The sequence below is a fragment of the Streptomyces sp. NPDC102274 genome (genome assembly GCF_044766385.1).
Classification (GTDB): Bacteria; Actinomycetota; Actinomycetes; order Streptomycetales; family Streptomycetaceae; genus Streptomyces.
In genome coordinates, this window is record NZ_JBIWLW010000002.1 from 1 (window position 1) to 25341 (window position 25341).

General features: G+C 71.5%; 21 protein-coding genes and 3 pseudogenes. 16 read left to right on the forward strand and 8 right to left on the reverse strand.

Annotation, left to right across the window (positions count from 1 at the left end):
* Nucleotides 1-409: SDR family oxidoreductase (locus ACIRQP_RS02370; protein ID WP_403882160.1), on the reverse strand; the 409-nt coding region annotated here is incomplete at its 3' end.
* A 233-nt stretch (nucleotides 410-642) separates the two neighbouring features.
* On the opposite strand from ACIRQP_RS02370, the gene ACIRQP_RS02375 reads away from it, so the two are divergent.
* The 4 genes and pseudogenes from ACIRQP_RS02375 (at nucleotide 643) to ACIRQP_RS02390 (ending at nucleotide 4063) form a co-directional block, all read left to right on the forward strand.
* A complete protein-coding gene (locus ACIRQP_RS02375) occupies nucleotides 643-777 on the forward strand; it encodes a hypothetical protein (protein WP_403882163.1) in 135 nt (44 codons plus the stop codon).
* 351 nt (nucleotides 778-1128) lie between these two features.
* Nucleotides 1129-1803 (forward strand): annotated as a pseudogene (locus ACIRQP_RS02380) (alpha/beta hydrolase); the annotation flags it as partial.
* 255 nt (nucleotides 1804-2058) lie between these two features.
* Nucleotides 2059-2955 carry an NAD-dependent epimerase/dehydratase family protein gene (locus ACIRQP_RS02385; RefSeq protein ID WP_403882166.1) on the forward strand — a complete coding sequence of 299 codons (897 nt, stop codon included), beginning with the start codon at nucleotides 2059-2061 and terminating at the stop codon, nucleotides 2953-2955.
* Between the two features lie 211 nt (nucleotides 2956-3166).
* Nucleotides 3167-4063 (forward strand): LysR family transcriptional regulator, encoded by an 897-nt coding sequence (locus ACIRQP_RS02390; RefSeq protein ID WP_403882169.1) that lies wholly within the window; start codon nucleotides 3167-3169, stop codon nucleotides 4061-4063.
* Nucleotides 4064-4082: 19 nt separating this feature from the next.
* Here the strand turns inward: ACIRQP_RS02390 and ACIRQP_RS02395 are convergent.
* Nucleotides 4083-4397, reverse strand: a pseudogene (locus ACIRQP_RS02395) (leucine-rich repeat domain-containing protein); the annotation flags it as partial.
* Between the two features lie 257 nt (nucleotides 4398-4654).
* Between ACIRQP_RS02395 and ACIRQP_RS02400 the strand changes: the two are divergent.
* Nucleotides 4655-5059: a nuclear transport factor 2 family protein gene (locus ACIRQP_RS02400; protein WP_403882172.1), complete on the forward strand. Its 405-nt coding sequence runs from the start codon at nucleotides 4655-4657 to the stop codon at nucleotides 5057-5059.
* A gap of 118 nt (nucleotides 5060-5177) precedes the next feature.
* On the opposite strand, the gene ACIRQP_RS02405 is transcribed toward ACIRQP_RS02400, so the two are convergent.
* Nucleotides 5178-5390, reverse strand: a complete 213-nt coding sequence (locus ACIRQP_RS02405) for a hypothetical protein (RefSeq protein ID WP_403882175.1) — start codon at nucleotides 5388-5390, stop codon at nucleotides 5178-5180.
* 1 nt (nucleotide 5391) lies between these two features.
* Between ACIRQP_RS02405 and ACIRQP_RS02410 the strand changes: the two are divergent.
* From ACIRQP_RS02410 to ACIRQP_RS02435, 6 genes and pseudogenes are all read left to right on the forward strand, one after another.
* A pseudogene (locus ACIRQP_RS02410) lies at nucleotides 5392-5502 on the forward strand (DNA-binding response regulator); the annotation flags it as partial.
* A gap of 207 nt (nucleotides 5503-5709) precedes the next feature.
* Nucleotides 5710-7443: an LPXTG cell wall anchor domain-containing protein gene (locus ACIRQP_RS02415; RefSeq protein ID WP_403882178.1), complete on the forward strand. Its 1734-nt coding sequence runs from the start codon at nucleotides 5710-5712 to the stop codon at nucleotides 7441-7443.
* A 573-nt stretch (nucleotides 7444-8016) separates the two neighbouring features.
* Nucleotides 8017-8394, forward strand: a complete 378-nt coding sequence (locus tag ACIRQP_RS02420) for a helix-turn-helix domain-containing protein (RefSeq protein WP_403882181.1) — start codon at nucleotides 8017-8019, stop codon at nucleotides 8392-8394.
* 59 nt (nucleotides 8395-8453) lie between these two features.
* Nucleotides 8454-8960, forward strand: a complete 507-nt coding sequence (locus ACIRQP_RS02425) for a hypothetical protein (protein WP_403882184.1) — start codon at nucleotides 8454-8456, stop codon at nucleotides 8958-8960.
* Entirely contained in the window at nucleotides 8953-10215 is a 1263-nt protein-coding gene (locus tag ACIRQP_RS02430; RefSeq protein WP_403882187.1) for an MAB_1171c family putative transporter, read from the forward strand. The genes ACIRQP_RS02425 and ACIRQP_RS02430 overlap by 8 nt, the downstream gene beginning before the upstream one ends.
* The gene (locus ACIRQP_RS02435) at nucleotides 10212-10955 is read left to right on the forward strand and encodes an oxygenase MpaB family protein (protein ID WP_403882190.1); all 744 of its coding nucleotides are present in this window, start codon (nucleotides 10212-10214) and stop codon (nucleotides 10953-10955) included. Before ACIRQP_RS02430 ends, ACIRQP_RS02435 begins: the two co-directional genes overlap by 4 nt.
* 50 nt (nucleotides 10956-11005) lie before the next feature.
* Here the strand turns inward: ACIRQP_RS02435 and ACIRQP_RS02440 are convergent, their stop codons facing one another.
* The 4 genes from ACIRQP_RS02440 to ACIRQP_RS02455 form a co-directional block, all read right to left on the reverse strand.
* The gene (locus ACIRQP_RS02440; protein WP_403882193.1) at nucleotides 11006-11440 is read right to left on the reverse strand and encodes a hypothetical protein; all 435 of its coding nucleotides are present in this window, start codon (nucleotides 11438-11440) and stop codon (nucleotides 11006-11008) included.
* 133 nt (nucleotides 11441-11573) lie between these two features.
* Nucleotides 11574-12785 (reverse strand): serine hydrolase domain-containing protein, encoded by a 1212-nt coding sequence (locus ACIRQP_RS02445; RefSeq protein ID WP_403882195.1) that lies wholly within the window; start codon nucleotides 12783-12785, stop codon nucleotides 11574-11576.
* A gap of 296 nt (nucleotides 12786-13081) precedes the next feature.
* Nucleotides 13082-13726, reverse strand: coding sequence for a response regulator (locus ACIRQP_RS02450; protein WP_403882198.1), 645 nt, complete (start codon nucleotides 13724-13726; stop codon nucleotides 13082-13084).
* 5 nt (nucleotides 13727-13731) lie between these two features.
* Nucleotides 13732-15012: a sensor domain-containing protein gene (locus ACIRQP_RS02455; protein ID WP_403882201.1), complete on the reverse strand. Its 1281-nt coding sequence runs from the start codon at nucleotides 15010-15012 to the stop codon at nucleotides 13732-13734.
* 140 nt (nucleotides 15013-15152) lie between these two features.
* Between ACIRQP_RS02455 and ACIRQP_RS02460 the strand changes: the two genes are divergently transcribed.
* From ACIRQP_RS02460 to ACIRQP_RS02480, 5 genes are all read left to right on the forward strand, one after another.
* Complete coding sequence (locus ACIRQP_RS02460) at nucleotides 15153-15914, forward strand: ABC transporter ATP-binding protein (RefSeq protein ID WP_403883256.1); 762 nt, start codon at nucleotides 15153-15155, stop codon at nucleotides 15912-15914.
* The gene (locus ACIRQP_RS02465) at nucleotides 15911-18649 is read left to right on the forward strand and encodes an FtsX-like permease family protein (protein ID WP_403882204.1); all 2739 of its coding nucleotides are present in this window, start codon (nucleotides 15911-15913) and stop codon (nucleotides 18647-18649) included. The genes ACIRQP_RS02460 and ACIRQP_RS02465 overlap by 4 nt, the downstream gene beginning before the upstream one ends.
* Before the next feature lie 139 nt (nucleotides 18650-18788).
* Nucleotides 18789-19439, forward strand: coding sequence for a hypothetical protein (locus tag ACIRQP_RS02470; protein WP_403882207.1), 651 nt, complete (start codon nucleotides 18789-18791; stop codon nucleotides 19437-19439).
* 488 nt (nucleotides 19440-19927) lie between these two features.
* Nucleotides 19928-22231, forward strand: a complete 2304-nt coding sequence (locus ACIRQP_RS02475; RefSeq protein WP_403882210.1) for an esterase-like activity of phytase family protein — start codon at nucleotides 19928-19930, stop codon at nucleotides 22229-22231.
* Nucleotides 22232-22934: 703 nt separating this feature from the next.
* Nucleotides 22935-24248 carry a peptidase gene (locus tag ACIRQP_RS02480; protein ID WP_403882213.1) on the forward strand — a complete coding sequence of 438 codons (1314 nt, stop codon included), beginning with the start codon at nucleotides 22935-22937 and terminating at the stop codon, nucleotides 24246-24248.
* Nucleotides 24249-24350: 102 nt separating this feature from the next.
* Here ACIRQP_RS02480 and ACIRQP_RS02485 read toward each other — a convergent pair whose 3' ends face one another.
* On the reverse strand, nucleotides 24351-25322 hold the full coding sequence (locus ACIRQP_RS02485; protein WP_403882216.1) for a hypothetical protein: 972 nt from the start codon (nucleotides 25320-25322) through the stop codon (nucleotides 24351-24353).
* Nucleotides 25323-25341 lie beyond the last annotated feature (19 nt).

Here is a 25341-nt window from a genome sequence, read left to right on the forward strand (position 1 = left end):
CGAACGAGCCGATGACGTTCATCAGACCGCTGATGTTGAGGTCGATCTGCTGCTGCCACTGGCCGGTGCGCCGTTCCTCGATCGGGGCCGGGAGCATGACGCCGGCGTTGTTGAACAGCAGGTCCGCGCCGCCCAGCTCGGCGTCGACCCGGTCGGCTGCCGCCTGGACCGCGGCGGCGTCGGTCACGTCGGCGGCGATCGCCACCGCCGTGCCGCCGTTCTTGTCGATCCGGGCGACCAGGTCGTCCAGGCGATCGGCGCGGCGTGCCAGAACCGCGACGGTGGCGCCCAGGGAGGCCAGGTGCTCGGCGGAGGCCTCGCCGATGCCGCTGGAGGCGCCGGTGATGACCGCGACACGGCCGTTCAGGGGCTGGGTGGAGCCCGCGGTGAACATGGTTTCGGTGGACATGAGATGCACCTTTCAGGACTGAACGGAAATGAATGTGAATGAACAGGAGAAAACATGAACTAACAGGAACGAAAGAACCGGAAGGCCGGGGGGCCGGAGGACCGTGGACCGGAAGCCCGGGGACGGCGGCCAAGGGCTGCTCGCTCCTCTTCCAGGACACCACCGCACCGGCCTTCCGGCAGCCCGGTGGCGGGGCCTCACCGACTGGTCACTGGGCTGGTCACACTGGGTTCATGGACCGAAGCTGTGCGATCGCCGACTTGTCGCACAGCCGGCGCGCCCGGGGCACTCCCGGCTCGCCACCCGGCCAGGCCGGACTCACCGGCGACCAGCGGGCACCCGGCAGCAGTGCCGCGCCCGGCAGCTGATCCGTTCCGGGGCGGCGCGGTCGTCGTACGGCCCGGGGGCTACCCCCAGCAGCGTTGTCATGCCTGCCGCATGGGCAGCGGACCCCGGCTCAACAACCCTTGTGGCATGACGACTTACTCCCGCAGAGCCCTCGTTCTCGCCCTCTCGGCCGCAGGTGTCGCCGCGTCCCTGACCGCCGTCGTCACCCCGGAGGCGGCCCATGCCGGGGCCGCGGCCGTACCCGCTCTCGACTGGCGACCCTGCGCCCAACAGGCCCGGACATCCGAACCCGCTGTCGCCGAGTCCACGCCCGTGTCCACGCCCGCGCCCGCGTCCACGCCCGCGCAGGAGTGCGCCGAGCTGGCGGCGGCGAGGGGCTCCGGCTGGCCGAACGGGCCGAGGACGTACGTCCGTTGTTCCTCGCGCTGGCGGCGAAGCTGGACCGTGAACCGAAGGAGTCGACCACGGCGGGCACCCCGCTGACCGGCAACCGGCTGCGGCAGGCGCTCCAGAACGCCCTTTACAGCGACGCGTCCTTTCCCCAGCTGGCGCGGCTCGTCCGGGCGGCCATGGACCCGGCCGGAACGCCGGTCCTGCCCGCCGACCTCGCGCAGCCGCTGCCGGACGAGGACGCGGCGGTGACGGCCGGGGTCATCTGCAATGACGTGCGCTGGCCGGGTTCCGTCCCCGCGTACAAGAGCGCCGTGGCCGTCGACCGCGTCCGGTACCCGCTCACGGCCGGGATGACGGCGAACGTCCTGGCCTGCTCCTTCTGGAAGGACGCGCCGGCGGAGAACCCCACCCGGATCACCGCCGAGGGTCCGTCCAACATCCTGATGATCCAGAACCTCCGGGACCCGTCGACCCCGTACTCCGGCGCTCTGAAGATGCGCGAGGCCCTCGGCGACCGCGCCAGGCTCGTGACGGTCGACCACGGCGGGCACAGCGTCTATCTGGGCAACGGCAACGCCTGCGGCGACCGTACGGTCACCGAGTTCCTCACCTCGGGCCGGCGACCGGCGCGGGACACATACTGCGCGGACTGAGCGGGTACGCCGTACGACCGTGCCCCCACGCGTGTCCGGAGCGGCGGCGTCGGGGTGAGCCGGCCGATCGGCCGATCACCTGATCGGCCGATCCCCCAGCGCCCGCCTGACCTGGTCTGATACCCGACGGGCAGGACAGACGGCGGATCAGGTCTTGGACCGTCGGCCCCCTTCACGAGCACAGTCGGTAGTGCCGAGTTCGCCACAGAGGCGTGTCACCGCCGCGGCGGTTCACTGCCCAGGAAGGGAGCGATCATGAAGGTCTTCATGACGGGAGGGTCCGGCTACGTCGGCCGGGCGACCATCGAGGCGCTGGTCCGCCGGGGAATCGAGGTCGCGGCGCTGGTGCGCAGCGATGCCTCCGAGCGGGTCGTGACCGGTCTGGGCGCGAGCGCGGTCCGTGGCGAGCTGACCGACGTGTCCGTGCTCCGCGAGGCGGCGCGCGCCGCGGACGGCGTTCTGCACCTGGGCCAGCACGCCGGTACGGACGCCGCCGAGATCGACCGCTCCGCCGCCGAGGCGATGCAGGACGGCGCGGGACCCCGCCCGTACGTGCACACCGGAGGGGTATGGGTCTACGGCGACACCGCCGGGATCGTCGACGAGGACGCGCCGCTGAACCCGCCGAGGCTGACGGCGTGGCGCGTGGAGAACGAGAAGCGTGTCCTCGCGCGGGCCACCACGGGCGAGCGGCCCGTGGTGGTGATGCCGGGGCTGGTGTACGGCCGGTCGGCCGGGCTGATCGAGATGTTCTACGCGGCTCCCGGGCGGGCGACGGGCGCCGTTCCGTGCGTGGGCGACGGGTCCAACCACTGGTCGCTGGTGCACGTCGAGGACATCGCCGAGCTGTACGTACTGGCGCTGGCGGCCCCCGCGGGATCCGTCTACGCGGGCGTCAGCGACCAGAACCACACCGCGCTCCAGGTCGCCGAGGCACTCAGCCGGGCCATCGGGCGGCCGGGCGCGGTCCGGCATCTGACCATGGACGAGGCGACGGAGGAGATGGGGCCGGTCGCCGAGGCCTTCGCGCTGGACCAGCGGCTCACAGGCGCCCGTGCGCGCCGGGAGCTGGGCTGGAACCCCGTACGGCTGGATCCGCTCGCGGAGCTGGCCGTAGCTGATCGGCCCCGGACGGAGCCGGCCGGCCGCTGACCGAGCCGGCCGGCCGCTGACCGAGCCGGCCGGCCGCTGACCGAGCCGGCCGGCCGCTGACCGAGTCGGCCGCCTGCTGACCGAGTCGGCCGCCCGCCGAGTCGGCCGCCCGCGAGCACCGGCCGTAGCCCCCCGGGCTCCGCCCCGGGCACCGTCGAGCATCGCTGACTACGCTCGGACGACGGAGTGGCCGACGCGGAAGGAGCAGTCTGTGGCCCTCGATCTCGATCTCCGTAAGCTGCGGTACTTCGTCGCGGTGGCCGAAGAGCTGCACTTCGGACGGGCCGCCGAGAGGCTGCACATCGCACAGCCGGTGCTCTCCCGGCAGATCAAGGCGCTGGAGAGCGAACTGAAGGTCCAGCTCCTGGCACGCGACAAGCGTGCCACCGAACTGACCTCCGCCGGCCGGCAACTCCTGGCCGATGCCGTGCCCCTACTGGCGGCAGCCGAGGCCACCTGCCGACGACTGGCCCGCGCGGCCGGGGGGACGGAGACGTTCGCGATCGGGTTCATGCCCGGACTGATCGTCACGGGTGCCGTACGGGAACTCTCCCGCCGCTATCCCGATCTCTCGGTCGAGGTGGTCAGAACAGGCTGGGGCGATCAGGCCGAGGTGATCCATGACGGCCGGGTCGACGTCGGCTACGTACGAATGCCCCTCGACCGGCACGGCCTGAGCACGCGGGACCTGCTGACGGAACCCCGGGTGGCGGTGCTCCCCGCGGACCACCGCTACGCGCACAAGGGCGTCCTGAGCGTCAACGACCTCGCGGACGAACACCTGTTGCAGGATCCGGACGCCGTACCCGAGTGGCGCGACATCGCCACGGAGCTCTCCACCGATGCCCCCGCTGGCGGGCAGCCGACGTCACCACCCATCCCGACGGTCGAGGAGAAACTGGAGAACGTCGCGGCCGGCCGCGGCGTGGTCATCCTGCCCCTGTCGACCGCGACGTACTACACGCGTCCGGATGTCACCTACGTCAAGATCTCCGACATCGCCCCCAGCCAGGTCTGCCTGGCCTGGGCGAGCAGCCGACGCAGCCCGCTGATCCACGAGTTCGCCGCCATCGCCGTGGAGCACGACGCCACGGGACACCGCCCGTGACAGCGGAGTCCCGCGGCGCTCACCTCGGGACGACACACCCGCGCCGCGCCAACGCGTCGAACAGCCGGGGCCGGGGCTCGATGTCCTTCCAGCGCAGATCCAGCTTCTCCAACGACGGGAGTCGGGCGAGCCAGTCCGGGAGTCCGTGGAGGCGGTTGGCCCGCAGGTCCAGCTGACGGAGCAGCGGCAGGCCGGCCAGCGACTCCGGGACGTCGGACAGGGCGTTCTCCCGGAGGTCGAGATGGCGCAGTTCGGTCAGATCCACGAACGATGGGGGCAGTCGCTCAAGCGCATTGCCGCGCAGCCACAGCTCGCGCAGCTGATCGTGCGATCCCCGCTTTCATGCGATCTCCGACGACAACAACCTTTGCGACCCGGACACATGGCCTGGACATATGGGGAGAGGTCAGCGGGCGCGCCGCGTCAAGCCCGCCACCGCAAGGTACGCGGGAATCTCCCACGTTTACGAGGGAGAGCACTTCAAGCTGTCACCGTTGCCCATGATGTTCTACGGCCGCGCATCCTGGCAGGAAGCCTCGAAGCGTTCCCAGGTCCCGGATCGCTCCGGCCGCCCGCAGAAAGGACAATGAGATGGATCCTGATATTCGCACAAAGGCCGCACTCGCGGAACACTGGCGGGCATCGGAACGTGGGGATACCGAAGCCGAGCATGCCATCTACGCCGCGGACGCGATCCTCGACTACCCCCAGTCAGGTGAACGATTCCGGGGCCGCGCGACGATCTCGGCGCAACGTGGGGGGCACCCTGCCAGTCGGCACTTCACCGTCCACCGGATCGTCGGCAGCGGGGATCTGTGGGTGAGCGAGTGTGTCATCACGTACGACGGGGTGCCCACCTACTCAGTGAGCATGATGGAATTTGCCGGCGGGCATGTGGTGCACGAGACGCAGTACTTCGCGGACGCCTTCGGAGCGCCTGAATGGCGGGCAACACTCGGGGAGCCGATGCCGGGCAGGAATATCGCCAGGGCCTGATCCAGGGCTGGGGCGACAGCGCACGACGTCGGCCCCCGGACCGCTGAACGGTCCGGAGGCCGACGTCGGCGGCGTGCCGGGGCCGGCGGGGCAGGGGGCCGCCGGCCCCGCGGCGCGGTCAGGCGTCGCGCCGGCGCAGCACCGCGTAGCCGCCCACGATCGCGGCGAGCGCCCACAGGATCAGCACCACGAGCGCGGTGCCGCCGCTGTACGGGTCGCTGTCCTGCGTCATCAGCACGGTGCCCGCCTCGCTGGGCATGTACTCACTGGCGGTCTTCAGCCACTCGGCGCCCACGACGCTCATGAGCTGGGGCAGCGCCAGCAGCATCATGATGAGCGCGTACGTCAGCGCGATCCTGAACAAGCTCGGCGTTCGCAACCGGGTGCAGGCGGCGATCATCGCCTACGAGGCCGGACTGGTGAACAACGAGGACCTGGAGTAGCGCGCGGGCGGGTCGCCGTGTCGGCGCCGTACCTCCGCGCGGCGGCATGGCGGCCCGTGGTTCAGCCCGGCGGGGATCCCGCGCGTGCTCCTTGATGAAGCGGGCGCATGTCCGGAGTGTCCACCTCCGCACAACCATTCACCGTGCCCATGTGTCGCACAGGACATCTGGAAGCCAACGTCCGGTAAACGGAAAGGTATCCGCGAGATGTCACTACTCAGCCGACGCAGATGGTCCGCCGCCCCGACCGCCGTCGCGGTCGTTCTCCTCGGCGCCGTGCTCGTCGGTACCCCCGCCCAGGCGGACCCGTCGCGTGCGTCGCCGCCCGCGGCCGAGGCGAGCAACCCGCAGCTCGCCGCCGAGGCGAGCCGCCCCCAGCCCGCCGCCGAGGCGAACGGCCCGCAAGCCGCGCAGGACGGTCCCGTTCTGAAGCTCCACGTCGTCGAGAACGAGGTCGGCCTGCCGCAGCCCGCACAGAGCGATCCGCCGCTGATCAATTGGGGCCTGCCCGGCGACCCCGACGGCGGGACCGCCAAGGACGTGGTCGTCAAGATCGACGTATCCGGCATCTCCGCCTTCACCGATGTCTCCGGAATCGGTTGCTCGGACGACGACGTGTGCGAGTGGCCCGTCAGGGACATCGCTCCGGACGGTTATTCGGGCGGGGTCCTCGACATGCAGGCCAAGCCCGGCGTCGCGCTCGGTACGACGGGCACCGCCCGGGTCTACGCCACGTCCTCCAACGCGACCGTCATCGACACCACCGTGAAGGTCACCGTCGGCGCGGTGGATCTGGTCGTGAGCCGGCTCCCCCATACGGACACCGCCGAGCCCGGCACCGTGCTCGACGCCCCGATCACGGTCGCCAACTCCGGGTCGCTGACGGCTCAGGGGGTGGAGTTGCGGCTCGCCACCACCCACGGACTCGGCTTCGCGCAGCGGTTCTCGAACTGTACGTACGGCACCACTGACGACGTTCCGGCCGGCAACGGGCGGACGCTGGACGAGGCGGTGTGCCGTTTCAGCACGCCCGTCGAACCGGGCAAGCAGTACCGGCTGTCCACGCCCGTGGGTATCGATGTCAAGAAGACGGCGCTCTTCGACTTCGTGGACTACCGGGCGACGTTCCTTGAGGGCACCGTGCCGACGAGCGCGAAGAGCGGCAACGGCTCAGGCTCCGGGCCGGTGCTCGCGCTCGTTCCGGACGGCAGCGCTCCGCCCATCGGGTCCGTGACGGACCGCTGGCGGTGGATCGTCGACGCGGCCAACACCGCCGATCTCGATGTCACGGGGGACACCGTCACCGCCGATCCCGGCGACACCGTCACCCTGGCGGCGAAGATCCGCAACGACGGTCCCGGCTCCTTCGACCTCCTCACCTCAGACGCCCAGATCGGGCTGCTGGTCAATATCCCCAAGGGCACGACGGCGGTGAAGGTGCCGGATGACTGCCGTCCGTGGAGGGATGGCGGGAGGGGCGAACCCGAGCTCGGCGCCCCGAGCTACCTCTGCTGGATCGGCTCGCCGTTCCCCGTGGGTCAGGTCGCGACGCTGCCGTTCGCACTGAGGGTCCGTACGGACGCGCCGGCCACGACCAGCGGTGACGTACGCCATATATCCGTGTACGGCGCGGAGTTGACGTTCGACACCAACAAGGCGAACGACAAGGCGTCCTTCACGGTGCATGTGACGGACTCGGCCGGCAGCGGCGGTTCGACGGGCGGTTCCGCGGGCGGCTCGGGCGGCAACCAGCCCCAGCCCCAGACCGTCACCGCACAGCCGATCGGCACCGCGGGCACCACGGGCGGCGGCAGCGGCGCCCTGGCCCAGACCGGTAGCAGCGGTACGGCGGCGATCGCCTGGGCGAGTGCGGTCGTACTCGCCGCGGGCGGCGCGCTGTTGGTCGTCGCCCGCAGGCGCAGGACCGATGCGGCGGCCTGACGCGCCCGATCCGACCCTCCAGACCCAAGGCCCCAAGTACCCAAGGCGGTAGGGCCCCAAGGACCCAAGTGCCCAGGGCAGTAAGGCAGTAAGGCACCAAGGCCCTCATGGCCGCCTCGCCCCCCACAGCCGTGGCGAGCGCGTCATGAGGGCCTCAAGGCCTGTCCGCCGGACAGGCCTTGGCACCGGGCGCTGTTGCCCACCCCCGTGGGGCAGCGGCGCCCAGCGCCCGCAGAGTCAGATCCCACTAGAGGAACTCTCATGACGTGCACGCGCCAGCGCGTCGATCCTGCTACTTGCGCCGAGTAGAAGTCAACTATTGTTGATTGCTCGACGGTTGGGTGGCGGCGATTCCGTGCGCGATGCGTCTTTTGAGTCGCTTATTCGCAACGATCGTGTGAATCGGTACGACGGTGTGATCCCCGCCGACGGCCGAAGAGTTCTATGATCCGGCACATGGCCACCGATTCTCCACGCTCAGAAGCGTCGGCTCTTCGATCTGGCGACACTGGCGACACTGGCGACAGTGGGGAGCCGTCGGAACCTCTGGACTTCGCGGCTCGCTTCCGGCGCGTGATCTCGGTGATCTATCCGAAGGATCTTGGTCGCCCCTGGCGCGACTCCGAGATCGCCGAGGGGACCGGCCTGAGCGGCACCTACATCGGCAACCTCCGTAAGGGCACGCAGAAGCCCAGCCTGGAGAACGCGGTGAAGATCGCCAAGTTCTTCGGCATCCCGCTGGATTACTTCAGCGACTCCGCCACCGCCCAGGCCGTCGAGCGGGACCTGCGGAAGATCGAGGCGCTGCGGGACGCCCGGGTGGAACGTATCGCGATGCGGGCGGCCGGCCTGCCCCCGGAAATGCAGGACGCCGCCCTCACTGTCGTGGAACAACTGAGGAAGGCGGTCGGACTGGCCGACGGCCGGTCCGACGGCCACTCCGACGCGTGACCGACTACCGGCAGACGCCGCTGGGGCACTGGCGGCTGGCTGACGCTGATGGGGAGAACGTGCGAGATCTTGGACGTACCCGCCGCCGGATGCGGGCCATGGTCAGAGAGCTGGACCTGCCGCAGCTGAGCACGGTCGAGGAGCTGTGCGCCGCGGTCGCCGACCGGTCGGGGCGTCCCGTACAGCTCGTTCCGCGCCGGATGCGGGTGGACGAGCCGTCGGGGTTCGTCGAACGCCGCGCGGAATCCGACGTGATCTACTTCGAGCAGGAGACCTCGGGCCTGCACCAGGCCCACATCATCTGCCATGAACTCGCGCATCTCCTCTGCGGGCACCTCGCCGAGGCCCCGGCGGCCGACGAGGACACGGCCCATGTGGAACTGCCCACGATCGACGCCGACATGATCCGGCTGGTCCTCGGCCGTTCGCACTACGATGGCGCCGCGGAAGAGGAAGCGGAGATCCTGGGGGCCGAGTTGACGCGCATTCTCGTGCTGGCGCCCGGGGCCGGGACGACGTCCCAGCTGGCGCCCGCGCTGGAGCATCGCAAGGGGCAGCATGTCTGAGGGCGGCGCATCCGCCATATCCGAGGCGCCGTTCAACGTGGTCTACCTCGGTATCGGTACGGTCGCCTGGGTCGTGGCCGTACTGAAGTTCCGGGCGTGGCGCCGGGATCCGTCCCCCGGTCTGCTCGTCGTGGCCGTGACGGTCGCGGCCCCCGCGACCGCGTTCGTGGTGGCGGCTCCCGTGCTGTACCGGCTGATCGACCGTCTCACGGGCCGCGGCAACCTGGCGACCCTGTTCGTCTATCTCGGCATCACGGGTTTCTCCGCGGCCGTGGTGGTGCTGGCGCGGATGTGGACCCCGCCGAAGAAGCGCACCACCTCACGGGTGTGGGACACGGCGACGGGCGACACCTGGAGTCAGGCGCGGCTTCGGCTCGCGGTGTTCGAGGTGCTGGTACCGGTGATGATCGTCCTGTTCCTGACCGGGGGAACGGACAGCCCGGAGACGCCCCTCACGTTCGACACCACCTTCGCGACCATTCCGCGGATCGCGGTGTTCCTCGTCATCTACCAGGTGCTGTTCGGCTTCGCGCTGATCGACATCAGCCGGGTGTGCTCCGGGCACGCCGCCGGGCTGCCGCACGGGTGGCTGCGCCGCGGCATCCGGCTGATCTCCGTCGGCGGGCTCGTGGCCTGCGGCTACGTCGTGTGCAAGCTCATCGCGATCGGCGCGGCCTTCGCGGAGGTGGACGGGGTGGAGTGGCTGAGTACCGCCGCGGGCCCGGCGTTCGCCGCGCTCGGAGCCGTACTCATCACCGCCGGGTTCGCCGGACCGGCCGTCGCCGCCTGGACGAGCCGGCGCCGCGACTACCAGGCCCTGCGCCCGCTGTGGGATCTGGTGTACCGCGCGGACCGCAGGCTGGCCCTGGAGGCGCCCCCGTCGGTCTGGACCGAGCGGCTGGCGGTCCGGGACCTGGAGTGGCGTACCGCCAGGCGTGGACTGGAGATTCGCGACGGCCAGTTGACGCTGCGGCCGTGGGTCGATCCGGCGGTGGTCACCGCGGCCACCGGTGTCGCCGAACGGGCCGGCCTGGACGACGGTGACCGGGCCGCCCTGATCGTCGCCGCCGCGCTGCGCTTCGCCGGCGAGGCGCTGAACGCCGGGACCCCGCCGCGCCCGCGCGAGGACCAGGCTCCGCTGCCCGGCCTGGACGCGGAACCGGCCGAGGAGCGCGCACACCTGGTACGGGTCGCCCGCTATCTGTACGCCCCCCTGACCGGCGAGGCGCTGGCCGTCGTCACCGCGGCCGAATGACCGCCGGAACGCGCGGCGCGTACCGCGCCTACGTGCGACTCGTCCTGGAGACGATGCCGGAGGAGTCCCGGGTCGGACTCACCCTCGGCTTCGTCCGTACCTTCGGCATCCCGGACATCGCCGATGTGCTGGCCGCCACCGGCCGGATGACCAACGAGCCGCGCGGTCGGGCCAAGGCGACCGGGGTGGCCATGTTCACCCTGATCGGACTGGGCCTGGACAGCGAGGACGGCCGACGGGTCGTCGAGGGTCTGCGCCGGGTCCACGACCGGCCCGGCATCACGCCCGAGCTGATGCACTACGTACTGGCCTGCTTCACCGTATGCCCCTTGCGGTTCATCGACGCCCACGGCCACCGGGCCGTCACCGAAGCGGAACGGGACGCGGCGTACACCTTCCACCTGGCCCTCGCGGACGCCCTCGACCTGCCCGAACCCCCGGGCCCGGGGGGCGAATCGGCCGGCGACCTGGCCGGCGTGGAGAGCTGGATGCGTGACTACGAGACGCGCCACTTCGCCCCCACGGAGTCGGGCCGCGCGCTCTGGGCCGCGACCAGCAAGGGCCTGCTGGCGGCCCGCCTGCCCGCACCCCTGGCCCCGCTGGCCCCGGCGGTCGCCGCCTCGCTCCTGGACCAGCCGCTCCGCGCGGCCCTGTCCGTACGCCGCGCACCCGCCCCGGTCCGCGCCCTGGTCACCTACGCGCTCAGAGCCCGCGCCCGCGCACGACGGCGCGCCACGTGAGGCCACAACCCGAGGCCACAAGCTGAGGCAACGGCCTGAGGCAATAGCCCTCAACTTCTGGCGTCGGGGGCGGGCGGAGGCGGCGGTGCCACGGAAAAGGAGATTCCGGAGATGTCCCTGGCCTGTAGCGTCGGGCCGTGGAAGGTGCCCCCGCTGATCGCGTTGCTGACCTCGCCGTCGCCGGTGCGCACCAGCTTCGCCTGCTCGTACCACTGCTGCAGACCGGCGTGGAAGTCCGCGTCCACGGCAGCTCTCACCGCCAGCACCGTACTGAGCGTCTGCGCACGCGCCGGATCGTCCGGCGCCCCTTCCAGCTCGGCCAACTCCGCTTCCCCCGAGCTGACCGCGGGAGCGTTCGCCGTGCTCGAACCGCGCTGGAACGGGCGCCGTACCATCGCGCTCAGCGCCGCCCACGCCTGCCGGCCGACCTCACCGCCGGCGCCCCCCGCCAACGCGGCCAGTAATCCCACCGATACCGGATCCACCCCGCACCACCTTCCGTTCCCGGGTGCTTACCAGGAGTAGACACGGTACGAGAACTGTGGATCCGCGGATAGCGGGCCGAAGGGTCTCGCACGGGCCCTTCGCCTCCCTCCCCGTCGGCCACCCGGAGGTGTCTCAGCGGCACAGCGCCCCGTCCACGGCCTTCTCCACCTCCGTCAGCGCGGCCAGATCGCCCGGCAGGACCGTGACCGCGACGTTGACGGCCCGGCCGGACTCCGTGACGCCGCCGCGGGTCTCGTAGCCGGGGATGTCGCCGCCGTGGCCCCAGGAGACGCCGCCGCAGGACAGCGGCTTGCTCATCAGGCCGAGTCCGTAACGCGAGCCGGGGACCGGGTCCTCGGCCGGGACAGTGGTGCGCATCTCCTTGAGCTGGGCGGGCCTGAGGAGACGGCCGTCGAGCAGCGCGGTGAAGAAGCGGTTGAGATCGCTGTTGGTGGAGATCATGGCCCCCGCCGCCCAGCCCCAGGAGGGGTCCTGCACCGTGACGTCGCGCAGCGGGGCGCCGGGCTGCGGGGCGAAGTAGCCCTTGGGGTGCTTCTCGCGGATCGTCATGTCGCCGGGCTGCGGGAAGTACGTGTGCCGGAGCCCGATCCGTTCGACGACCCGCTTGTTGATCTCCTCGGCGAGCGGCCGGCCGGTGATCTTCTGGACGAGGAGCCCCGCGACGATGTAATTGGTGTTGCTGTACTCCCACTTGGCGCCCGGAGGGAACGATGCCTTGCCCTTCAGGGCGATGTCGAGCAGCTCCCGCGGTTCCACGTAGCGGTGCTGGACCTCCGTGAAGTTCTCGGCCACGGTCTGGGTGTACTCGGGCAGCCCGCTGGTGTGCTGGAGCAGCTGTCGTACGGTGATGTGGCGGCCGTCGACGCCCTCGCCGCGGAGGAGGTTCGGCAGGTAGGTCTCGATCGGCGCGTCGAGGTCGATCTTTCCCTCGCCGACGAGTTGCAGCACGACGACCGCGGTGAAGGTCTTGGTGTTGCTGCCGATACGTACCTGTCCGTCGGCCGGGACCTTGGCGCCCGTCGCCAGGTCGCCGACGCCGGCGGTGTACGTACGCGTACGGCCGTCCCGCTCCCGCGTACTGATGAGCGCGGCGGGACGCTTGCCGTCGGCCACGAGTCCGTCGACTGTCTTCCGCATGTCCGTCCGCGCGTCCGCCGTGCCGGTCCCCGTGTTCTCGTCGGCGTAGGCCGCGCCGTACGCGGCGGGCAGACCCAGACCGGCCACCAGGGTGAGGGCGATCAGGGTGGCCGCCCTCCACCGAGGGCCGTTCCGGCGGGTGGAGGTACCGGAAGTGGAGGCCGGAGCGAGGGTGTTGTCGGACATGCGGGAACTCCTTCAGGGCTGACCGGGCTGACCGGACGGGCCGGACGCGTGTGCACCGGCATGTCCTCAGCTTGTCCGTGTCGGGCATGCCGCGGGAATGCGGCCTGCTGCCGGAAGGGAGGTGGAGCAAGGTCCACCCCTCAGGGGGTGCGACCCCCAGGCGGGACCCCAGGCGGGACCCCAGGCGGGACCCCAGGCGGGACCCCAGGCGGGACCCCAGGCGGGACCCCAGGCGGGACCCCAGGCGGGACCTCCAGGCGGGGGCGGCTCCCCGGCCGCGGCTCCCCGCGCGCTGATCACGCCTTCAGATACGCGAGCACCGCCAGCACCCGCCGATGCCCACCGTCCGCCGTGGGCAGCCCCAACTTGTTGAAGATATTGCCGATGTGCTTGTGCACCGCACCGTCGGAGACGACCAGCAGCCCGGCGATCGTCGCGTTCGAGTGCCCCTCGGCCATCAGCGAAAGCACCTCGCGCTCGCGCGGGGTCAGGCTGTGCAGCGGGTCGTCGGTGCGGCGCCGTACCAGCAGCTGTGCGACGACCTCCGGGTCCATCGCCGTGCCGCCCCCGGCCACCCGTTCCAGCGCTTCGAGGAAGTCGGCGACCTTCCCCACCCGCTCCTTGAGCAGATAGCCCACCCCGCCGGCGCCGTCGGCCAGCAGTTCGGTGGCGTAGCTGTCCTCGACGTGCGCGGACAGGACGAGCACCGCGAGGCCCGGCTGCCGCCGGCGCGCCTCGACGGCGGCGCGCAGCCCCTCGTCACGGAAGGTCGGCGGCATCCGTACGTCCACGACCGCGACGTCCGGGCGGTCGGCGGCGATGGCGGCCAGCAGATCGGTGGGGTTGTCGACGGCGGAGGTGACCTCCATGCCCTCGGCACGCAGCAGGTGCGTGAGCCCCGCCCTCAGCAGGGCGTCGTCCTCGGCGATCACGATGCGCACGGGCGTCAGACTCCTAGGGGTATGGCGGCCCGCAGGACCGTGGGTCCGCCGCGCGGGCTCTGGATCAGGGTCGTGCCGTCGAAGGCGGCGACCCGGCGTTCGATACCGAGCAGCCCGGTGCCGAGCGTGTCGTCGGCGCCGCCCTGGCCGTCGTCGGTGACCTCGACGGTGAGCAGACCGTCGTCGGCGTGCAGGACCACGGTGATCTGCCGTGCCCCGCTGTGCTTGACGGCGTTGGTGAGCGCCTCGGCCACCACGAAGTAGGCCGCGGCCTCCACCGCGGCGGGCGCCCGGGGCAGGTCCCGCGCCTCGTACGTGGCGGGGATCGCGCAGTGCGAGACCAGCGCGCTCACCGCGCCGGGCAGGCCGCGGTCGATCAGCACCGGCGGGTAGATGCTGCGCACCACCTCACGCAGTTCGCTGAGCGCGTCGGTGGCCGCGTTCTGGGCGGTGAGCACCATCGGCAGGGCCGCCTCCGGGTCGCGGTGCAGCGCGCGCTCCACCATGCCGAGGTGCATCACGACCGCGACGAGACGGTTCTGCGTGCCGTCGTGCAGGTTGCGTTCGATACGGCGCAGTTCGGTGCCGTGCGCTTCGAGTGCGGCGGCCCGGGTGGCCGTGACCTCGGCGAGGCGCTCGGCGAGCGAGATCTTGCGCGGCGCGAGCCGTACGGCGCTGATCCGCGCGTACCACCGGGCCATGGGCGATACGAGCAGCGCCCCCACCGTGCCGTACGCGGCGGCGGTGGCCAGCGCGACGGACGCGTCGCTCCAGGACTCCACCGGGTGGTTCAGCGTCGTCGTGACCTCGGGCAGAAACGGCCAGAGCGCGGCGATCACCACGTTCTGGACGGCGCCCGCCGGCGCTCCGACCGCCAGCAGTCCGGTCAGCGCGCCCAGCGTGGCCTGCAGGGTCAGCCAGCTCACGTCACGGCGCATGTCGGGGCTCGCCAGTACGACGCCGATGTCGTCGCCGTCGTCGTCGAGCGGCTGGGGCGGGGTGATCGGTGTGCCGAGGAACTCGCCGGTACGGCGGCGTTCGAAGGCCGCCAGGCGGCGCGCGGCCCGCGCGGTACGGGGCAGCAGCGGCAGCGTGACGACCGGTGCCACGCTCAGGACCAGACCGGCCAGCGTGAACCAGGACATCAGGCCGGTGACAGCGCCGACCCCGAGGAACCTCAATTCCCGCAGCCATGGCCGTGGCCGCGGGCGCCCCGAGGCGAGGTGGGTCACTCTGGCTGTCCCCCTGGTGCGTGGTGGAGTTGGCTCCACCCCCGATCCTGGCATGTACGGGATCGTTCACGCCAACGGCTCCGGCCTACCGTCACGATATCGATTTCCTGGTGAAGGGGCGGATCATGAGGGCAGGGCCGGTACGGACATCGGGGCGGGCGGTGAGGGGCGCCGAGGCGTCCGGCGCCGATGGGATGTCCGGCGGTGGGACACCCGGCGGGACGACGTCCGGCTTCGCCGTGCGACTGGACGCCGTCAAGGCGGTCTACGGGGAGGGTGCCGCCGCCGTCACCGCCCTGCACGGGGTGACGGCCGGGATCACGCGAGGCGCGTTCACCGCCGTGATGGGTCCGTCCGGATCGGGCAAGAGCACGTTCCTGCACCTGGCGGCGGGCCTCGAACGGCCCGCCTCGGGCCGGGTGCTGCTCGGGGACACCGACCTGAGCGGGCTGAAGGAGACGGCGCTCACCGAACTGCGCCGCGAGCGGATCGGCTTCGTCTTCCAGGCGTACAACCTGATCCCGGCGCTCGACGTCAGCGACAACATCACCCTGCCGCTGCGCTTCGCCGGCGGGTCGGTCGATCCGGCGTGGCTGACGGAGATCGCGGGCGCGGTCGGGCTCGACGGGCTGCTGGACCGGCGCCCGAGCGAGCTCTCCGGCGGCCAGCAGCAGCGGGTGGCGATCGCCCGCGCGCTGGTGACCCGCCCCGATGTCGTCTTCGCCGACGAGCCGACGGGCGCGCTCGACACCGGAACGGGCGCGCAGGTGCTGCGGCTGCTGCGGGGGCTCGTCGACTCGCTCGGGCAGACGGTCGTGATGGTCACCCACGATCCGGTCGCGGCGTCCTACGCCCACACCGTGATGTTCCTCGCGGACGGCCGGATCGTCGGCGAACTCGACGCGCCGACGGCGGAGTCGGTGGCGGCGCGGATGACACGTCTGGGGCAGCGATGAGCGCCCGGTCCGTCAAGAGCGGCAGCTCCGCCGGGCGCGGCAGGTCGGTCGGGGGCGCCCGATTCTTCGCCTGGAAGTCGATCCGGGCCCGCCGCGCCCAGTTCGTCGCCTCGTTCCTCGCGGTGCTCGGCGGCGCCGTACTCGTCACGGCCTGCGGGGTGCTGCTGGAGTCCGGGCTGTTCGCCGGGATCGCGCCGCAGCGCTACGCGGCGGCCCCGGTCGTCGTCGGTGCCGAGCAGTCCGTCACCGTGGCGCTGCCCGAGGGACCGGACGCCGTCGAGTCGCTGCCCGAGCGGGCGATGCTGCCCGCGGAGCTGGTCGGGACGGTCGCCACGGTTCCCGGTGTACGTACGGCAGTCGGCGAGATCAGCTTCCCCGCGACGCTGGTGACGGGCGACGGACGGACGCTGGGCGGCCTGGCCGGCGGCGAGATGCTGGGCCACGGCTGGGGTACGGCGAAGCTGACCCCGTTCGCGCTGCGCGACGGCGCGGAACCGCGCCGCCCCGACGAGATCGTGCTGGACGCGGAGACCGCCGCGCGGGCGGGAGCCGGCGTCGGCGAGGAGGTACGGATCGCGACGGCGGACGGCGCCACCGCGTACCGGGTCGTCGGCCTGGCGACACCGCCGGAGGGCGACGGACTGCCGCGGCAGTCCGCCCTGTTCTTCACCGACGCGCGGGCGCGCGAGCTGTCCGGCCACCCCGCGTCGGTCGCGGCCATCGCCGTCTTCGCCGACCCCGGCGTACCGACGGGCGGCGACAGCGGTCTGCTCGGGACGGTGGCTTCGCTGTCGCGGGATCAGGACACGCTCGTCGAACGCGTGGAGCGGGCCCTCGCCGCGAAGGGTTACGGCGACAGCGGGAACGGCGACAGCGCCGACGACGACCGCGCGGACGGCCAACACGCCGTGGTACGGGCAGGTGTCGAACGCGGCGAGGTCGAGTTCCTCAGCGCGGCGCAGTCGCGCTCCGTACTGACGCTGGTGTCGGGGTCGTTCACCGGTTTCGTCCTGATGATCGTGGTCCTCGTCGTTGCCGGCACGCTCTCGCTGATGGTGCACCAGCGGCGCCGCGAGATCGCGATGCTGCGCGCGGTGGCGGCCACCCCGCGGCAGGTGCACCGGATGCTCGCCACCGAAGTGCTGCTGGTGTCGGGGGTGGCGACGCTGGCCGGTGTGGGGCCCGGCTATCTCGCCGCGCAGGCGCTGCGCGACGGCTTCGCCCGTATCGGTGTGATCGAGGAAGGCTTCGCCCTGTCGATCGGCCCGGCGCCCGCGATCGCCACGCTCGTGCTGTGCCTGGGCTCGGCGCGGTTCGCCGTCTGGGTGGCGGCCCGGCGCCAGGTGCGGGTGCGTCCGGTGGAGGCGCTGCGGGAGTCCGCGGTGGAACGTCCCGACATCGGGCGCGGGCGGATGATCGGTGGGTACGTGATGCTGGGCCTGGCGTCCCTCGCCGTCGTGGCCGTCGTGGTCGTACCGCAGAGCATGGCCGCGGTGCCCGCCGCGCTCTCCTCGATGCTGGCCCTGATCGGTATCGCGCTGCTCGGCCCACGGCTGATGGCCGCGCTCTCCCGCTTCGCCGGCGCGAGCCTGCTGCGGAGTTCCCGGGTGGCGGGCTATCTCGCCGCTGCCAACAGCGTGGCCGGTTCCCGGCGGCTGGCGGCGGCCGTGACCCCGCTCGTGCTGACGATCGGCTTCGCGACGAGCCAGTTCTACAGCCAGACCACGCTGTCCACGGCGACGCAGTACCAGGCCCGTGCGGCGACGGTCGCGGACTTCGTGGTGGCCGGTACCGGCGGCGTCGCCCCGGACGTCGCGGCAGCCGCGCGTCAGGTGCCCGGCGTCGCCGCGACGACCCCGCTGGTCGCCACCACGGTGGTCGCGGTCGACCGCGAGGCCTCCGACGAACCGCTGTCACGGTCCACCGCCTACGGCATCGACGCCACGGGTCTGAGGGGCACGCTCGACCTGCCCGTCGCATCGGGCAGCCTGCGCGAACTGCGTGGCGACACCGTCGCGTTGAGCGAGACGGAGGCGCTCTGGCTCGGCAAGAAGGTCGGCGACCGCGTCGATCTCGTACTGGGCGACGGCACCCCCACGAAGCCCCGAGTGGTCGCGCTGTACCGGCCCAACCTCGGCTTCGGCGACGTACTCCTCCCGTCTGCGGTCGTACTGCCGCACACGACGGACCGGCTCGCCGACGTCGTACTCGTCGCGACCGACCCCGGCGCGGACGGCAACACTGTCGCCACGGGCCTGAGCGCGCTGGCGAAGGAGCACCCGGGCATCGCCGTCGGCGACCGCGAGTCCCTGCTCGTGGCCCAGGACACCGAGATGGAGGCCAACGCCTGGCTGAACCGCCTCCTGCTCGCCGTGGTACTGGCCTATGTAGCCCTGTCGGTCGCCACCACTCTCGTCACCATCACCACGGGCCGCGCCCGCGAACTCGCCCTGCTGCGCCTGGTCGGCGGCACCCGCCGACAGGTGAAGCGCATGCTGGCCCTGGAAACGTCGCTGGTGGCCGGCATCGCGGTACTGATCGGCACGGCGGTGGCCGCCGTCCCCCTGACCGTCCTGGCCCTGCGCCTCATCGACACCCCACTGCCGTCGGGCCCGCCCTGGGTCTTCGCGGCCATCGTCGCGGCGACGGTCCTGACGGGCGTGCTGTCGATCCGCATTCCGGCGACGAGGGTGCTGCGCGCCCGGCCGCTGGAGGCGATGCGGTCGCGGGATTAGCCCGCCACCGATCGGTCGGCGCACGCAGCCGATCAGCTCACGCACCCCGTCAGTTCACGCAGCCGATCAACCGATGCACAGAACAAGCAGGCAGAGCCGGTCCGGTGGCGTCGTGGCCGGCGCGGGGCTCGGGGGCGCTGTGTCCGATGCCGAGTCGTCGGCGGGCTGGGACGGAGGAGAGGCGGGTGGCGTGGTCGTCTGTGAGGCCGGAGGATTGGTGGTGGGCGACGCGTCGGCCGTCACGGGCGTGGTGGCGCGCGGCTGCGGGCTCGTCGTCGCGGCGGGGCGGGTGGTGACGCTGGTCCGCCGCGGGTTCTTCGTAGCGGTCGTGGCCACCACGGTGGTGGCGTTCCGCGGTGGGCTGGTGATCGCGGAAGAGTGTGCGCCGCTGCCGGAATCCCGCGGATCGCGGATGCGCGGCCGTACGGATGACGAGTCGGTTTCGGTGGCGTCCGTCTCGGTCGTGGCCGTGGCTTTCGGCTCCGGCGTCGCCGATGCCTGTGTGTCGTGGCCGGTGGACGGCCGCGACGGCAGCACGGCGAGCGTCAGACCGCCCCCGACGAGCGCGACGGTCGACGCGACCACGGCTCGGCGTCGCTGCTTCTTCCAACGCGCCAGCTGGCGGCGCCGGGCGGCGCGGCCCGGTGTCACGGGGACGGTCTCCTCGGAGCCGCCCGACGGCCCGGAGTCCGACGCGTCCGCCATCGCGTCCTGGGAAGCGTCGGAAACGTGGGAAGCGTGGGAAACGCCGGGAGTGGCCGGCTCGGGGCCGGGGTGGGAGTCGGCGTAGTAGTCCGTCGCGGCCGGGAACTCCCGCGTCCGCCACGCCTCCGCCGTCACGGTCGTTGGTGCCGCGTCGTGGGGGCGGTGGCGGTGGCCAGGAGGGGCGATATCCGGTGCGTACGCGCCACAACCGGGGCACACGAGTGCCCCGTTGAGGGTCCGACGGCACGAGGAGCAGTAGTCCATCCGCGATCTTTCTGTGCTGACTGCGCCACCAGGAATTCCGGCGACCTGTTCAAGTTCGCACTCTTGATCGAGCGGGAAACAACGTAACGGCACCTGCGGGAGGCCGTGCGTAGTCCGTGTGTTGCTCTCGCGAAGATTGTTCACCGACGGCCGCCGTGCGCGGGGTGGGCAGCGGATCGCCCGGACGAAAGGGGACCAATCGCCGGGCCGAAGTCGACGCTCCTCGTCGGCTGTTCACCCGGACGCCGTCTCATGCTCGCTCGCAGGTGGGACGATCTCGCTCCTTCACTGTCGTGCAACGGAGAAAAGATGCCCCCGAAGAGAACCTGCGCCGCGCTCGTGGCCGTAGCTGTCGCCGCCGGCATGCTGGCCGGCACGGGCGCGGCGAGCGCACATCAGGAGTCGCGGCGGACGGTCGCCTTCGATCGCACCGCCACCTACCCGGTCTTCCAGAACCGGCCGGCCAGCGAGGACCCGGCCTCCCCGACCGTCGCCGAGATCTCGGCGGTCAGTGAGGACGGCCGGACCCTGGTCTACACCGACGCGGCGGCGCGGCGGATCGGCTTCCTCGACCTCGGCGACCCCGACAAGCCGCGGGGGCTCGGAACGCTGTCGCTGGCCGAACTCGGCGACGCCGAGGACGAGCCGACCTCGGTGGCAGTGGTCGGCCAGTACGTCCTGGTGGTGGTGAACACCAGCGCCAGTTATGCCAATCCGTCCGGCCGGCTCGACGTCATCTCGCTGCGCGACCGCCGACGGGTCGCGAGCCATGACCTCGGCGGCCAGCCCGACTCCATCGCGATCAGCAAGGACAAGCGGTACGCCGCCATCGCGATCGAGAACGAGCGTGACGAGGAGGCGACCCCGCCCGGCGGCGAGGAGGGCGACCTGCCCCAGCTGCCGGCCGGCTTTGTGCAGATCGTCGACCTCAAGGGTGACGCGCCGAGTCGGTGGCGTACCCGGGCCGTGCCGCTGACCCAGCCGAACGGCAAGGCGCTGCCCGCCCTGGTCGCCGCCGGGATCACCGAGCCGACCGACCCGGAGCCGGAGTACGTCTCCATCAACCGCCGCAACCAGCTCGTGGTGACCCTCCAGGAGAACAACGGCGTCGTTCTGCTGGATCTGCCGACGGGCAGGATCACCAAGGCATTCAGTGCCGGTACGGCGTCGGTCAACGGCATCGACACGGTCGATGACGGCACAGTCGACCTGACCGGCTCCATCACCGACGTACCGCGCGAGCCCGACTCGGTCGGCTGGATCGACGACCGCTATCTGGCGACCGCCAACGAGGGTGACTGGCGCGGTGGCACCCGGGGCTGGTCCATCTTCGACAGCCGGACCGGCAAGGTCGTCTGGGACGCGGGCAACAGCTTCGAGTCGCTCGCCGTACGCTACGGGCTGCACAACGAGGACCGGTCCGAGAAGAAGGGCACCGAGCCGGAGGGCCTGGCGATCGCCGAGTTCGACGGCGTGCGCTACGCCTTCGTCGGCTCGGAGCGGAGCAACTTCGTCGCCGTCTACGACCTGAGCCGGCCGACCGCCCCGGTCTTCCGTCAGGTGCTGCCCACCACCAACGGCCCCGAAGGGCTGCTGCCGATCCCGTCACGCGGCCTGCTCGCGGTCTCCAGCGAGGAGGACGACGCCTCGGTCAACGTGCGTTCCTCGGTGAGTGTCTTCCGGCTGGGCAAGGGCGCCCCCGCGTTCCCGGGCATCGTCTCGGGCCCGGACTCCACCGGCGTGCCGATCGGCTGGGGCGTGCTCGGCGCGCTCTCCGCCGTACCCGGCAAACGGCACGAGCTCTACAGCGTCACCGACGCGGCGTACTCCGAGACCAAGATCCTGACCATTGACGCGGCGCGGCAGCCCGCGGTCATCACCCGGTCGTTGACCGTCAAGGGTGCCGACGGCAAGCCGATCGGCTATGACGCGGAGGGCATCTACGCCCGGCCGCAGGGCGGCTTCTGGCTCGGTGTGGAGGGCGCGACCGGCGCGGACAACAAGCTGGTCCGGCTCGACAGCGACGGAAAGACCCGGCAGGTCGTTCCCCTTCCGGCGGACATCGCCGCGGGCCTCGGGGGGCAGGGCTTCGAGGGAGTCACCGCGACCACCGACCGCGGCGGTCGCGAGGTGGTCTGGGCCACGCTGCAGCGTGAGGTCAAGACCGACCCGGCCGGGATCGTCCGGCTCGGCCGGTACGACGTCGCGGCCGGCACCTGGAGCTGGTACGGCTACAAGATCGGCAGCACCACCACCCCGGGTGACTGGATCGGCCTCTCCGAGATCACCGTGGTCGGCGACAAGCTCGCCGTGATCGAGCGGGACAAGCTGAACGGCCCGTCCGCGAAGATCAAGCGGGTGTACACGGTCGACCTGCCGAAGTCCGCGGCGCCGTCGGGTTCGCTGCCCGTGCTGCCCAAGAAGCTCGCCCACGACGTGCTGCCCGACCTGCGCGCGACGAACGGCTGGACCCAGGAGAAGCTCGAAGGGCTGACCGTGGCCGGTGACGGCGAGGTCTACGCCGTGACCGACAACGACGGCCTGGACAACGCCACCGGCGAGACGGTCTTCCTGCGCCTCGGCTCCAGCGAGAAGATCTTCGGGCGCGACTGATCCACCGCGGCGCTCACCGGCGCCGCCCGCGACAACGGAATCCTGAACGGCCGCCGGCGCATCGCCGGCGGCCGTTCGTGGTGTGTCCATGGCGAGGCCGGCCAGGGCCGCCGCACCGTGGTGAGGGCGGCTTTCATCAGCTCGGAGACGCCGGCGCCGGAGCCGAAGGGCTTGTAGTTGATCTGGGTGTCGGGGCAGGCCGCTCTGTAGTTCTTGATCCACGTGTTCATGGCGTTGTTCTGCGCGGTCGAGCCGGGGCCCAGGAAACCCCTGGCTTCCGGCAGCGCAGGCGCGTCACCGGGCTTGCCGCCGGGGCGGGTTGCACGGGCGGACCGTCGACATGGCGCTGAACGCGATCGCGCCGCAACAGCCGCATCACAGGCCGGCTCGGACGGCCCTCACCCCACCATGCGGAGGCGAGTAGTCGTCTCCCGGCGCGCCTCCGCAAAATGACATGGATCACTAAAGTGCCCCGTAAAGGGAAAGCAACTGTCCCCTTACGAGGCAATTGCCCGCCGTGTGACAGCGGTGTGCCGCACTCGTCACCTTCCTCACGTACTTCCGACAACGGTGTTTCCGGTCATACGATCGGCGACGAAGCCCTGCGTGGTTGCTGCCGCAGCGGCTGCCTCAACACTTTTTCTCACCCGCTTTTCGAACCAGCTTTTCGGACCCGCGAAGGACTCCGTTGAAGATTCGCCGCATGCTTGCCACGGCCGTCGTCGCCGCCGTGACCACCCCCGCCATCCTGCTCTCCGTCACTCCCGCGCTCGCCGACGCCAAGCAGTCCGCCGCGTCGCAGGCGCAGCAGCGGGGCGAGCAGGACAAGCCTTCCATCGAGGAACTTGAGAAGGCCGCCGAGAAGGCGCAGAAGGCGTACGACGACGCCGTCGCCGCGGACAAGGCCGCGCGGGCCGTCCTCGAAACCGCCCTCTCCGACGACGCGCCTCTCAGCGTCGCCGCGAAGGCCGCCAAAAAGGAGGCGGCCGACGCCGCCACCGCCAAGGAGAACGCCGACAAGGCGCTCGCCGACGCCAAGGCCGCACTGGCCGCGCTGCCCGAGACCGCCACCGCCGAGGAGAAGGCGGCCGCGGAGAAGGCCGTTACCGACGCGGAGACCGCTGCCGTGTCCGCGGAGGGCGCGAAGGCCACCGCCGACGAGAAGGCCGCGACGGCCGGCCGCGCCCGTGACGACGCCCGCGTCGCCGCCGTTCGGGAGTACTCCAAGGTCCAGAATGCCGCGAAAGCGGCCCTCAAGGTGAAGGAGGCCGCCGACAAGGCGCTCGCCGACGCCAAGGACGAGGAGACGGAGCCGGAGGAGCCGAGCTGCGTCTTCGAGAGCAAGCTCAGCACGGTCGTCACCGGTCTGCCGTCCAAGATCGTCGCGGGCTCGACGACGGACTTCTCACTCCGCGTGAGCAACGGCACGGACAGGACGCTGGACGAGGTCTCCCCGCGCGTCTACTTCCACGCGACGGACAAGGGCGGCTACAACGTCATCGACGACGCCTTCCACCTGCAGTGGTCGACCACCGCGTCGCCGACCTGGAAGAACGTGGACAAGGGCAGCAACGCCGGCTCCATCAGTCCGCTGAAGGCCGGTGCCCACGCCGACGTGAAGCTGCGCCTGAAGGTCGACGCCAAGGCCCCGGCCGGGTACGGCCTCGCCTTCGTCGCCGGTAACTACGTCAACGACGACGAGTCCTGTGGCGGCAACCTCTCCACCGAGTACGCCTTCGAGCTCCTCGCCGCCGGCAGCGCCGTCCCCGACGACGTCGACGACGCCGAGCCCGGCAAGACCACGCCGCAAACCCCGGACAACAAGCCGCAGGGCGGCACGTCCACCACCCCGGTGAACTCCGACAACGCCGACAACACCGCGGACACCGGCGCCCTCGCCAGCACCGGCTCCCCCTCGGCACTCCCGCAGTTCGCCACGGCGGCCGGCGCGGCGATGGCCCTCGGCGCCGTCGCGGTCTTCGTCAGCCGCCGCCGCAAGGCGGGCTCTGCCTCCTGACGATCCGTGTCGACCTTCTGACGCGGCCCCATCCAGCCGCGCCGTGAGAAAGGGCGCCCCCTTCCCCGGGGGCGCCCTTTCTCATCGGCAGCCTCTGGTGGATCAGCGCTCGCCGGTCGCCGCGACCGTGCCGCAGTTGCTCAGCGTCCCGAAACCGTGGAGCCGGATGACGGCGGGGCTGTCGCAGAGCTTCGAAGTGGGCCCGATGAAGGCGGCTTTGATGTCCGCGTTCTCGACGCGTGCGCTGTCCACGACGACGTAGAGCCGACGGACATGGGGGAAGTCGGTGTTGAACGTGCCGGAACCGCTGATGGGTTCCACCCCGTCCATCGGCACGAGCACGGCTTCGCCACGGGCGTCCGGTGCCGGCCCGTCCGTCTGGGCGAGGTAACTGGAGATCGAGAACGGCACGATGTGTCCGGCGGAGGTCAGGACTGTGCCGTTGTTCTCGGGGGCGGAGCCGCCGACACAGGAGCCCAGCTGGACCTCGCTGAGACGCAGCGCCGCGAGCCATGCGACACGGGCATCGGAGCCCGGCTGCGGCAGCAGCGGGTTCACCGTGATCCCGGCCGCCTGGGTGGTCTCGCACGTATAGATCCGCTGAAGCTCCATCAGCGTGAAGGGGTGGCTGCTCAGCGGGCTGTCACCGCGGACGGCTGCGGTCACCCCGTCCATGGCGAACTGGATCCAGCTCAGGTCCTGCGTGGAGGTGTCGATGGGCCCGCGGGCGACCCCGGCGAAGTCCAGGCAGCCCGCGCGGGTGTCGATGTCCTTGCGCAGCGCGTCGATGGCGGCCGAGGAGCCGGTCGGGCGGGCCATCCGGCAGCCGGCGGGGCGCGTCTGGATGATCGGCGAACCGCTCGACCCGAAGCAGGAGAAGTACCCCTCGCCGAGGGCATCGAGCACGGGCTCGACCGTGTCCGAGCACACCCCGACGAGCGGGGTGAAGGTCCCCACCGGCGGGTCGGCCTGGGCCGGCGCGGCGACGGTCAGTCCCAGACCCAGTCCCAGGCCCAGGGTGACCGCCACACCGGCCGCCTTGGCCGCGCGTCTGACGTTCCTCGGGAAGTTCACGTGGTGCCTCCTTGTCTTG